6 protein-coding genes and 2 rRNA genes are annotated in these 11816 nt (G+C 47.7%); 5 read left to right on the top strand and 3 right to left on the bottom strand.

Annotation, left to right across the window (positions count from 1 at the left end; all coding sequences use genetic code 11):
• Positions 1 to 63: 63 nt before the first annotated feature.
• The gene (locus tag DYH48_RS20265) at positions 64 to 732 is read right to left on the bottom strand and encodes a DUF3306 domain-containing protein (protein ID WP_115335753.1); all 669 of its coding nucleotides are present in this window, start codon (positions 730 to 732) and stop codon (positions 64 to 66) included.
• Positions 732 to 1196: a DUF3305 domain-containing protein gene (locus DYH48_RS20260; protein ID WP_006083560.1), complete on the bottom strand. Its 465-nt coding sequence runs from the start codon at positions 1194 to 1196 to the stop codon at positions 732 to 734. The genes DYH48_RS20265 and DYH48_RS20260 overlap by 1 nt, the downstream gene beginning before the upstream one ends.
• A gap of 319 nt (positions 1197 to 1515) precedes the next feature.
• Here DYH48_RS20260 and DYH48_RS20255 point away from each other — a divergent pair, with 319 nt between their 5' ends.
• The 3 genes from DYH48_RS20255 (at position 1516) to DYH48_RS20245 (ending at position 4758) form a co-directional block, all read left to right on the top strand.
• Positions 1516 to 2388 (top strand): formate dehydrogenase accessory sulfurtransferase FdhD, encoded by an 873-nt coding sequence (locus tag DYH48_RS20255; RefSeq protein WP_081248409.1) that lies wholly within the window; start codon positions 1516 to 1518, stop codon positions 2386 to 2388.
• Between the two features lie 69 nt (positions 2389 to 2457).
• Complete coding sequence (locus tag DYH48_RS20250; protein WP_006083558.1) at positions 2458 to 3363, top strand: substrate-binding domain-containing protein; 906 nt, start codon at positions 2458 to 2460, stop codon at positions 3361 to 3363.
• 217 nt (positions 3364 to 3580) lie between these two features.
• Positions 3581 to 4758 (top strand): IS3-like element ISSba5 family transposase gene (locus DYH48_RS20245; RefSeq protein WP_086012033.1). Its coding sequence is split into 2 segments (ribosomal slippage): positions 3581 to 3839 and positions 3839 to 4758, totalling 1179 coding nucleotides; the frame shifts between segments, so codons are not numbered across the junction.
• Positions 4759 to 4981: 223 nt separating this feature from the next.
• Here the strand turns inward: DYH48_RS20245 and DYH48_RS20240 are convergent.
• Complete coding sequence (locus tag DYH48_RS20240; protein WP_115334145.1) at positions 4982 to 6010, bottom strand: IS110 family RNA-guided transposase; 1029 nt, start codon at positions 6008 to 6010, stop codon at positions 4982 to 4984.
• An 898-nt stretch (positions 6011 to 6908) separates the two neighbouring features.
• Between DYH48_RS20240 and DYH48_RS20235 the strand changes: the two genes are divergently transcribed.
• Together DYH48_RS20235 and DYH48_RS20230 are read left to right on the top strand one after the other, a co-directional pair.
• A 16S ribosomal RNA gene (locus DYH48_RS20235) occupies positions 6909 to 8453 on the top strand.
• A gap of 416 nt (positions 8454 to 8869) precedes the next feature.
• Positions 8870 to 11774: ribosomal RNA gene (locus tag DYH48_RS20230) — 23S ribosomal RNA — on the top strand.
• The 16S and 23S rRNA genes sit together here, the layout of an rRNA operon.
• The last annotated feature ends 42 nt before the right edge of the window (positions 11775 to 11816 follow it).

Genomic DNA, 11816 nt, shown 5'->3' with positions numbered 1-11816 from the left:
TTATGTCTTAGTACAGCAATTCACATACCAAAGTTACGGACATTAAAATTAGCTAAACTGACGTTAAACAACTCGGGTTTGAACCTGAGCCGAGGGCTCTGGTGCATTTTGGGGTAGGTCATCAGTCTCCCCATCCAAATTGTCCGCTATCGGCTCTGCTGCCAATTCGGTTTCGACTGCTTGAGTCGTGGTTTCGCTTACATCAAGACTAGCGGATGGATTAGTTTCTGCAGCTTGTTTGGCTAAGGCTGACTCTTCATCCGGCGTTTCGCTGTCTTTGGTGATGTAGCGGAAGACTTTTTGCGCTAATTCTGCTGAAACTTCGGCGCTGAGTTTGGGCTGATTACTGTAATCGAGCGCATATTCTAAAAGCCCATCTATCTCGTTGAAATGTGGTTGTTTCCACAGTGCTCGCAGCGCCGCAGATTTCGCCGCCGGATCGACATTCGCGCCCATAAAACTCGCAAAGCTGCCGCCAATTTCAATTTCGTCGGGATTGGGTAAATCCGCCGCCGTGAGCATGCGATTCGGATCGTCATGTTCGGCAGTATTGGACTCTACTGCGGGTTCTGTGGGATTAAGCGACTCAACTGCCACAGTGGCTTCGGTCGCGATCGGCGCTTGAGGCGCGGCTTCTTCTTGAGTTTCTCGCGCTTGTTCAGCGGCGACTTGTTCGCGACGCTGGTTCCAGCGACTCAGTAGCCCAGCCGTTTTTTGCGTGGATTCAGCCATTAGTCCCTCCGAAGTGGATCGTGACTCGGGCCTTGATTCTTACGGCCATCGACATGCTTACGGCGATGGGCGGCGATTTCGACTTCGCCATGCTGGGTAATAAAGGCTTCAATCCAGCAAGCTATTGCTTCTGGCATCAGTAGGTTGATAACAGGGGTATTGCCCTCAAGACAACCAGCGGCGACGTTTTGGTCTGCCGACAGTGCTGCGGGTATCCAAGTGCCATCGGCCGTTTCATCGCACACTAAATACAGCATAGCGTTGTCTACATCGAGATTGAGGCGATAGCTGGCGCGTTCGTCTTTGTGCAGTTCGAGGAGCACTAAGGTTGCGTCGTCTGGGGCTTGATGGGTGGCGGGAAGTAAGTGTTCAATTTCCCATTGTACTGAGGTCCAGCGGCCAACTTGTTTCTCTACTTTTTTAAGTGAAACGTACATGGGCCAAACATTCGTTGTATGTTGCATTGTCTCTCCGTCTCAGCCGTGTTGATGGACGAACCGTAGATCGAACGGATCGGTTTTACCAACAAATTGCGATAAAAGGTCACTGCAATATTGGTGCCAGTAAACATGGGGTATTAGTTTGAACTAGATCATCAAAAACCCCCTCAAAAGTGGACATTTTGTCCAATGCTGGGTTTTGTTTGGGACATAAAAGGGCTAATGAAAAATCAGCATTGCGGCAGATCACGCATTTAAACCCGAGTTTTATACCTAGGTATAAATATTGCTATGCTCAGGCCATGACTCGTTAAGCGGTAGCATTATGATTTCGGAAAACAGCATGGGCACAGATAAAGAAGTAGCGGCAGCTAACCCCACTCAGAAGCCTCATCATCAGTGTTCTTTTGTGAGAACCCAAGCGGAAGTACCGTTAACCATTGCCGTAAAAGCAGTGAATGAAGCTGGGGAAGTGCTGGATAAATTTGTCGCCTGCGAACGTCCACTTACCGTTTATTTAAACTGGCGTCCGATAGTGACGCTGATGACACTAGGGGCAAAACCTGAGTCTCTGGCGTTAGGTTATCTTAAGAACCAAGGCTTTATTTCGGATGTGAGCCTGCTGGACTCTGTCATCGTCGATTGGGATGTGAGTTCTGCGGCTGTGGTTACCCGTGAACAAACTGCCGATCTCGACGAGAAACTCTCCGAAAAAACCGTGACGTCAGGCTGTGGTCAAGGCACGGTTTATGGCAGTTTCATGCAGGATCTAGATAACATCAATTTACCCACTCCGAGTTTGAAGCAAAGTACGCTGTATAGCTTATTGAAAAATATCAACGAATATAACGAAACCTATAAGAATGCCGGCGCTGTGCATGGCTGTGGTTTGTGCGAAGACGATAAGATTATGGCCTTCGTTGAAGATGTCGGCCGCCATAATGCCGTTGATACCTTGGCAGGGGATATGTGGCTGACGCAGGATCGTGGTGATAACAAGATATTCTATACCACAGGCCGCTTAACCTCTGAAATGGTGATTAAAGTCGCCAAGATGGGGATCCCCATTTTGCTATCACGTAGCGGCGTGACTCAGATGGGCTTAGCACTGGCGCAGCAGTTAGGCATTACTATTATCGCCCGCGCTAAAGGTCGACACTTTTTGGTGTATCACGGCAGTGAAAATCTGCAATTTGATGCCAATACCGCTCCTTAGCCCCAAGTGAGCTAAGACAGTAATGCTTAGACTTGCATGCAGTAATAAAGAATAAGACAAGGAAACAAGATGACGTCTGCCAGTGAATTGGTTTACATGAGCGCGAAGCAAGTGGCCGAGTATTTAGATCTTAACGAGAAAAAAGTCTACGCCATGGCCAACGACAGAATTCTCCCCGCCACTAAAATCACCGGTAAATGGCTATTCCCGAAAGTGTTAATCGACCGCTGGGTGATGGATTCGTGCCACAGTGGTATGCTCACCGACCGTTTGTTGATCACCGGCAGTGACGATCCACTCTTATCTATGCTGGTGGCGCGCTTGATGGCACAAGTTGGTAGTCGTGAGTTGATAAGCTACAGCGCGACAGGTTCACGCTTAGGATTAGAGTTACTCGCTAAAGGTTATGCCGATGTGTGTACCTTACACTGGGGCAGCATGGAGGATCGCAATATCCGTCATCCAGCCTTACTTAAAGGGTATAACAATCATCAACAATGGATCATGGTGCACGGTTACTCCCGTCAACAAGGGTTGATCATGCGTGCCGATATGCACCACAGATGCCAAGAGGAAGATAAAGTCGTGAACTTACCTTGGCGTTGGGTGAGTCGTCAGGGCGGCGCGGGTAGCCAGCAACATTTAGAACATTGGTTGTTAAAGCAAGGCGCTCGCTTAGATCAACTTAATGTCGTGCTGACGGCCTATAGTGAACGCGAGCTGGCAGGTTATATCGCCCGTGGTGATGCCGATATAGGTTTTGGCTGTCAATCTGTGGCATTGGAGAGTGGTTTGAGTTTCGTGCCACTGATAAAAGAGTCCTTCGATTTCGTTATGCCGCAAAGCATTTACTTCCGTCGTCAGCTTCAACAACTCTTTACTATGTTGGCGAGCGGCCACTCGAGGCAAATGGCGGCGCTACTGGGTGGCTATGATCTTACCGACTGTGGACAGTTACTCTGGAGTGCGAGCTAATCCGCTCTCTCGGTAATGGATCAAGCTGAATAGAGTCGAATGATCTCTGCCATACTTATGACAGTTACTTACACTGCTACTTATATAGCTAGTTACCTAATAAGTATTAAAGAGATCTCTCCCTGTCCCTGATTAAGTCATTTTGTAGTGGCACACTAATTTTGGCCACCTAAATAGAGGTGATATTATTACCTCGTAGATGACTTTAGGTGAACACATGAGATCGACAACCAGAAAAACATTTAGTGCTGAATTCAAACTTGAAGCAGCCCAATTAGTCCTCGATAAAAACCATAGCATCATCGAAGCTGCAAAGGCGATGAACGTAGGTAAATCCACTATGGATAAATGGGTGAGACAGTTAAAACTAGAACGCCAGGGTGGCATACCAAAAGCATCTCCGATTACCCCTGAACAAATTGAAATCCGTGAGCTGAAGAAGCAAATAGCTCGTCTTGAGGAGCACAATCTTATCCTAAAAAAGGCTACCGCTCTCTTGATGTCAGACTCGATGAACAATTTACGCTAATCAGCGCACTCAAGCAGAGCCACTCTATTCTCACAATTTGTAATGCATTCAAAGTGCATCGAAGTAGCTATAAGTATTGGCTAAAAAGAAAAGAACATATTGATGCAGACTTTACTATTTTATGCAGTGAAGTGAAGGCCGCACATCGTATTAGTCATGGCTCTGCCGGTGCGCGAACGATAGCGCAATTAGTGACTAACAAAGGGATTGGCCTCAGTCGTTATCGAGCCCGTAATCTAATGAAAAAGCTTGGGTTATTAAGCTGTCAGCAGCCTAAGCATTCTTATCGGAAAGCGACACAAGAGCATGTTGCAATCCCCAATACGCTTAATCGACAATTTGCAGTAACTCAACCAGATCAAGTGTGGTGTGGCGACGTGACGTATGTTTGGGTCGGTAATCGTTGGGCCTATCTAGCCGTTGTTTTAGACTTATTTTCCCGCAAACCTGTTGGATGGGCTTTGTCATTATCACCAGATAGTGAGCTGACCTGTAAAGCTTTGAAAATGGCATTTGAGTTAAGGGGTAAGCCTGAGAATGTGATATATCACAGCGATCAAGGTTCACATTACACGAGCTTGAAATTCAGACAATTAATATGGCGTCTTCAGATTGAGCAAAGTATGAGTCGTCGCGGGAATTGTTGGGATAACGCACCAATGGAGCGTTTCTTTAGAAGTTTGAAATCTGAGTGGATACCCGCCAGTGGTTATGGGAATTTTACAGAAGCAGATAAAGAGATCACAAATTACATCACTGGATATTACAGTGAGACCAGACCCCATCAATATAATGGTGGGTTAACGCCAAATGAGTCAGAACGTTTATATTGGAATGACTCTAAAACCGTGGCCAATTTTACTTGACCATATATGGACGCCTCAGCTTTTACAACACTTTTGAATGATTGGTTCACTACCATATATTCGGCGTCTAAATAGGCTTTTTACCCGCGCCATGATGTAAATCCGAAACCTATTACCTTATCACTACATCGGCATTTAATGCCTTGGTCAAGTCAGGCTCTAATAGGTACGGTTGACCGTTTATTCATCAGTGCATGTAAACTTTTACGTGATGCTTAACGTCTTACGCAAACGCTTTATTAACGTCGAAATTATCGTTACTCGTGAGGATCCGCCATCCTATACGCGCTATTTTATTGGCCAATGCGACAACGGCTTTGTGTCGACCTTGCCTTAACGCAAGTGCATTAAACCATCGCCCAAGTCTATCATCACGTTTGCTCGCAAATCGGCCAACGGCTCTGGCGCCATGGATGAGTAAAACACGTAGTTCTGAGCTGCCATTTTTCGTGATCGATCCTAGTCGAACTTTTCCACCAGAACTCGATTGCGATGGCACTAAGCCACACCATGCAGATAATTGCCGGCCATTTTTAAATTGATGACCCGAACCTAATTCACTCATAAAGCTTGCTGTGACTAATGGTCCAAAGCCAGGGATCGACAGCAATGCATTGTAGCGAGGTTGGATTTGACATAGCGCTTTAATGTCGCGCTCGATTTGATTAATTCTCTCATTTAAAACACATAAATCTTCATATAAAAGTTTTAACAGGTAATGAAGCGTATGAGACAGTTCATGCTCATTATTTGCTAAAATACGGCTAAGTGACGCTTGTAATTGCAACCTGCCGACAGAGAAGATCACACCAGACTCGCTCGCTAGGCTTCGAATTTGATTGACCATGGCGGTTCGATTTTGAACGAGACGACTACGTACACAACGTAATGCTTTAATGTCTTGTTGCTCAACAGTTTTAACTGGAACCATGTGGATATTAGGTCTGAAAACCGCTTCGCATATAGCGAGGGCATCGTTGGCATCATTCTTTTGGTTTGCAACAAATGGCTTAACATGTTGAGCAGGGATCAATTGCACTTGATAACCAAGAGCTTGAAATTGTCTTCCCCAGTAATGCGCCGTACCACAGGCCTCCATAGCAATAAGACTACCTTCGGAGAATTGTCTAATTTTATCGAGCAGCTTGTTTCTGTTAACCTTTTTGTTAGTCATGACTGAGTTATCCATAAGACAAACACAAACTTGAAAAACATTTTTGGCTAAATCGATACCAATAACTTTAATATCCATGATGGAAACCTCCAGAACTATTTGTCAGCTTCAAGCTTGGCATAATACTGCAAGCTTAGGTGCTGAGGCGTCCATCACATCACTACATTTCGGCTTTACTATGGCGATGGGATGAAGGCGCGACTATGACTATATAGCTAAAGTATCTTTATCGCCGAATGTGTTAGCGCGTCATCTATATTGCTCCCCGTTATATTCCATTTATGGCTCTATATAAGAGTTGGGAGGAGATATTCCGGTTCGAGCAGTCGTTATCCTTATCTAAAATTTATAGAATCTATGCGTAAATCTCTTCGCCTTAATGCAGTACATCCCCAAAATATGAGGTAGAACTGCAGAGAAAACGCTATTTTGTGGATAACTTTGGGGGTAAGTAGTTAGTATCATGTGGCTAGCTTGAAGAATATGAATTAACTGCAAATTTCCTTAAAATAGGGGTTGCACAAAATCTCCTGCTCCCTATAATGCGCATCCACTGACACGGCAGACAGCGAAAGCAAGCTGGCGAGTTAGGTTGAATTGAATGGCTTACTCTCTGTTGAGAATGGCACTTAATTCAATCGCAGCAAGAAGTTGAAAAAACTCCTTGACGCGAAACGGGAAATGCGTAGAATACGCAGCCCTAGCCAGCTGGAAGCGTTCGGCGCTCAGTGTGGTACTCAAGTCCTCTTACGGATATTGAGTTGCTCTTTAACAAGATAAAACAAGAAATCTGTGTGGACACTCACAGGTGTTGAGTTAATCGAAACTGCTTAACCTTCGGGTTGGCAGTCAAAAATTTAAATCAATGTAACAATGAGTGTTCATAGCAATATGTACAGTTTGTTTCTTTTAGCGAGAAACAAAAAATCAGAATTCATTGAGCCGCTGAAGTCGCAAGACGGAAGCAACAAAACTTTAATTGAAGAGTTTGATCATGGCTCAGATTGAACGCTGGCGGCAGGCCTAACACATGCAAGTCGAGCGGCAGCGGGAAGGTAGTTTACTATCTTTGCCGGCGAGCGGCGGACGGGTGAGTAATGCCTAGGGATCTGCCCAGTCGAGGGGGATAACAGTTGGAAACGACTGCTAATACCGCATACGCCCTACGGGGGAAAGGAGGGGACCTTCGGGCCTTCCGCGATTGGATGAACCTAGGTGGGATTAGCTAGTTGGTGAGGTAATGGCTCACCAAGGCGACGATCCCTAGCTGTTCTGAGAGGATGATCAGCCACACTGGGACTGAGACACGGCCCAGACTCCTACGGGAGGCAGCAGTGGGGAATATTGCACAATGGGGGAAACCCTGATGCAGCCATGCCGCGTGTGTGAAGAAGGCCTTCGGGTTGTAAAGCACTTTCAGTAGGGAGGAAAGGTAATAGTTTAATACGCTATTACTGTGACGTTACCTACAGAAGAAGGACCGGCTAACTCCGTGCCAGCAGCCGCGGTAATACGGAGGGTCCGAGCGTTAATCGGAATTACTGGGCGTAAAGCGTGCGCAGGCGGTTTGTTAAGCGAGATGTGAAAGCCCCGGGCTCAACCTGGGAATTGCATTTCGAACTGGCGAACTAGAGTCTTGTAGAGGGGGGTAGAATTCCAGGTGTAGCGGTGAAATGCGTAGAGATCTGGAGGAATACCGGTGGCGAAGGCGGCCCCCTGGACAAAGACTGACGCTCAGGCACGAAAGCGTGGGGAGCAAACAGGATTAGATACCCTGGTAGTCCACGCCGTAAACGATGTCTACTCGGAGTTTGGTGTCTTGAACACTGGGCTCTCAAGCTAACGCATTAAGTAGACCGCCTGGGGAGTACGGCCGCAAGGTTAAAACTCAAATGAATTGACGGGGGCCCGCACAAGCGGTGGAGCATGTGGTTTAATTCGATGCAACGCGAAGAACCTTACCTACTCTTGACATCCACAGAAGCCAGTAGAGATACAGGTGTGCCTTCGGGAACTGTGAGACAGGTGCTGCATGGCTGTCGTCAGCTCGTGTTGTGAAATGTTGGGTTAAGTCCCGCAACGAGCGCAACCCCTATCCTTATTTGCCAGCACGTAATGGTGGGAACTCTAGGGAGACTGCCGGTGATAAACCGGAGGAAGGTGGGGACGACGTCAAGTCATCATGGCCCTTACGAGTAGGGCTACACACGTGCTACAATGGCGAGTACAGAGGGTTGCAAAGCCGCGAGGTGGAGCTAATCTCACAAAGCTCGTCGTAGTCCGGATTGGAGTCTGCAACTCGACTCCATGAAGTCGGAATCGCTAGTAATCGTGGATCAGAATGCCACGGTGAATACGTTCCCGGGCCTTGTACACACCGCCCGTCACACCATGGGAGTGGGCTGCAAAAGAAGTGGGTAGCTTAACCTTCGGGGGGGCGCTCACCACTTTGTGGTTCATGACTGGGGTGAAGTCGTAACAAGGTAGCCCTAGGGGAACCTGGGGCTGGATCACCTCCTTACCTATACGACTAACTTAATTCTTGGTCGAAAAATGCTCCTGCATTTTCGACATTCGGTACATCCGTGTACCTTTTGAGTGTTCACACAGATTGCTTGTTTATCTTCTCTTAGGAGAAGTCAGAGCTGAATGCGCCGCTAGCCGGTACGCATTGTTCTTTAACAATTTGGAAAGCTGATAGTATGTAACGTGATGATGTCTGTCGTCATGTTACTTACAAACCGATGTAAACGTGGAAACGTTTGCATCATGAGTTCTCAAACACTTTATTAAGTGTCTTGAATATTCAAAAGTAAATTATTCTTTATTGAATAGTTTACGTCTAAGGCGCGTCCACTTCTTTGGTCAGAAGTGAGACAAGTAAAACCAAGCTGGTCGCAATGCGACCCAGGTGAGTGAAACTCATTTGGGTTGTATGGTTAAGCGACTAAGCGTATACGGTGGATGCCTTGGCAGTCAGAGGCGATGAAGGACGTAGTAACTTGCGAAAAGCGTTGGCGAGCTAGTAACAAGCATTTGAGCTAACGATGTCCGAATGGGGGAACCCAGCAGCATAAGCTGTTATCGCAACATGAATACATAGTGTTGCGAGGCGAACCCGGGGAACTGAAACATCTAAGTACCCGGAGGAAAAGAAATCAACCGAGATTCCCCTAGTAGCGGCGAGCGAACGGGGATTAGCCCTTAAGTCAGTGGGGTGTTAGTGGAATGTGTTGGAAAGCACAGCGGCACAGGGTGATAGCCCCGTACATGAAAACTAACCATTGATGAAAACGAGTAAGGCGGGACACGTGACATCCTGTTTGAATATGGGGGGACCATCCTCCAAGGCTAAATACTCCTGACTGACCGATAGTGAACCAGTACCGTGAGGGAAAGGCGAAAAGAACCCCTGTGAGGGGAGTGAAATAGAACCTGAAACCGTATACGTACAAGCAGTGGGAGCGGTTCTTGAGACCGTGACTGCGTACCTTTTGTATAATGGGTCAGCGACTTACATTTTGTAGCGAGGTTAAGCGAATAGCGGAGCCGTAGGGAAACCGAGTGTTAACTGCGCGTTTAGTTGCAAGGTGTAGACCCGAAACCCGGTGATCTAGCCATGGGCAGGTTGAAGGTTGAGTAACATCAACTGGAGGACCGAACCGACTAATGTTGAAAAATTAGCGGATGACTTGTGGCTGGGGGTGAAAGGCCAATCAAACCGGGAGATATCTGGTTCTCCTCGAAAGCTATTTAGGTAGCGCCTCGAGCGAATACCATTGGGGGTAGAGCACTGTTAAGGCTAGGGGGTCATCCCGACTTACCAACCCTTTGCAAACTCCGAATACCAATGAGTACTACTCGGGAGACAGACGGCGGGTGCTAACGTCCGTCGTCAAAAGGGAAACAACCCAGACCGTCAGCTAAGGTCCCAAAGTACTAGCTAAGTGGGAAACGATGTGGGAAGGCTTAGACAGCTAGGATGTTGGCTTAGAAGCAGCCATCATTTAAAGAAAGCGTAATAGCTCACTAGTCGAGTCGGCCTGCGCGGAAGATGTAACGGGGCTAAGCTAGTCACCGAAGCTACGGGTGCATTTCATTAGAGATGCGCGGTAGAGGAGCGTTCTGTAAGCCGTTGAAGGTGAAGGGGTAACCCACGCTGGAGGTATCAGAAGTGCGAATGCTGACATGAGTAACGATAAAGGGGGTGAAAAACCCCCTCGCCGAAAGACCAAGGGTTCCTGTCCAACGTTAATCGGGGCAGGGTGAGTCGACCCCTAAGGTGAGGCCGAAAGGCGTAATCGATGGGAAACAGATTAATATTTCTGTACTTCCGCTAACTGCGATGGAGAGACGGAGAAGGCTAGGCTAGCGCGGCGTTGGTAGTCCGCGTTTAAGGTGGTAGGTTGATTTCTTAGGCAAATCCGGGGAATCGCACTTTAGTGTGCAGACTGAGAGCTGATGACGAGGTCCTAAGGGACTGAAGTAGTTGATGCCATGCTTCCAGGAAAATCTTCTAAGCTTCAGGTTAGTGGGAATCGTACCCCAAACCGACACAGGTGGTCGGGTAGAGAATACCAAGGCGCTTGAGAGAACTCGGCTGAAGGAACTAGGCAAAATGGTACCGTAACTTCGGGAGAAGGTACGCTCCTGTTGGTGATGAGACTTGCTCTCTAAGCTGACGGGAGTCGCAGATACCAGGTGGCTGCAACTGTTTATCAAAAACACAGCACTGTGCAAACTCGCAAGAGGAAGTATACGGTGTGACGCCTGCCCGGTGCCGGAAGGTTAATTGATTGGGTTATCGCAAGAGAAGCTCATGATCGAAGCCCCGGTAAACGGCGGCCGTAACTATAACGGTCCTAAGGTAGCGAAATTCCTTGTCGGGTAAGTTCCGACCTGCACGAATGGCGTAATGATGGCCACGCTGTCTCCAGCCGAGACTCAGTGAAGTTGAAATTGCGGTGAAGATGCCGTATACCCGCGGCTAGACGGAAAGACCCCGTGAACCTTTACTATAGCTTGGCACTGAACATTGAACCTACATGTGTAGGATAGGTGGGAGACTTTGAAGTTGTGACGCTAGTCATGATGGAGTCGTCCTTGAAATACCACCCTTGTAGTTTTGATGTTCTAACCTAGGTCCCTTATCGGGATTAGGGACAGTGCCTGGTGGGTAGTTTGACTGGGGCGGTCTCCTCCCAAAGAGTAACGGAGGAGCACGAAGGTTGGCTAAGTACGGTCGGACATCGTACGGTTAGTGCAATGGCATAAGCCAGCTTAACTGCGAGACATACACGTCGAGCAGGTACGAAAGTAGGTCATAGTGATCCGGTGGTTCTGAATGGAAGGGCCATCGCTCAACGGATAAAAGGTACTCCGGGGATAACAGGCTGATACCGCCCAAGAGTTCATATCGACGGCGGTGTTTGGCACCTCGATGTCGGCTCATCACATCCTGGGGCTGAAGTCGGTCCCAAGGGTATGGCTGTTCGCCATTTAAAGTGGTACGCGAGCTGGGTTCAGAACGTCGTGAGACAGTTCGGTCCCTATCTGCCGTGGGCGTTGGATGATTGAAGGGAGCTGCTCCTAGTACGAGAGGACCGGAGTGGACGAACCGCTGGTGTTCGGGTTGTCATGCCAATGGCATTGCCCGGTAGCTACGTTCGGAATCGATAACCGCTGAAAGCATCTAAGCGGGAAGCGAGCCCTAAGATGAGTCATCCCTAGGAATTTAATTCCTCTAAAGAGCCGTTCGAGACTAGGACGTTGATAGGCATGGTGTGTAAGCGTTGTGAGGCGTTGAGCTAACATGTACTAATGACTCGAGAGGCTTAACCATACAACCCAGATGGGTTTTACTGAAAGCCTTAGACAGAATATA

The organism is Shewanella baltica, assembly GCF_900456975.1.
Taxonomy (GTDB): domain Bacteria; phylum Pseudomonadota; class Gammaproteobacteria; order Enterobacterales; family Shewanellaceae; genus Shewanella; species Shewanella baltica.
The sequence above is the reverse complement of the archived record's forward strand: the minus strand, read 5'-3'. Positions and strand labels throughout refer to the sequence as shown.

Excerpts from the sequence above, each read along its gene's own strand:
- DYH48_RS20265 (WP_115335753.1), bottom strand. The coding sequence starts at position 732 with ATGGCTGAATCCACGCAAAAAACGGCTGGGCTACTGAGTCGCTGGAAC.
- DYH48_RS20255 (WP_081248409.1), top strand. The coding sequence starts at position 1,516 with ATGGGCACAGATAAAGAAGTAGCGGCAGCTAACCCCACTCAGAAGCCT.
- DYH48_RS20240 (WP_115334145.1), bottom strand. The coding sequence starts at position 6,010 with ATGGATATTAAAGTTATTGGTATCGATTTAGCCAAAAATGTTTTTCAA.
- DYH48_RS20260 (WP_006083560.1), bottom strand. The coding sequence starts at position 1,196 with ATGCAACATACAACGAATGTTTGGCCCATGTACGTTTCACTTAAAAAA.
- DYH48_RS20250 (WP_006083558.1), top strand. The coding sequence starts at position 2,458 with ATGACGTCTGCCAGTGAATTGGTTTACATGAGCGCGAAGCAAGTGGCC.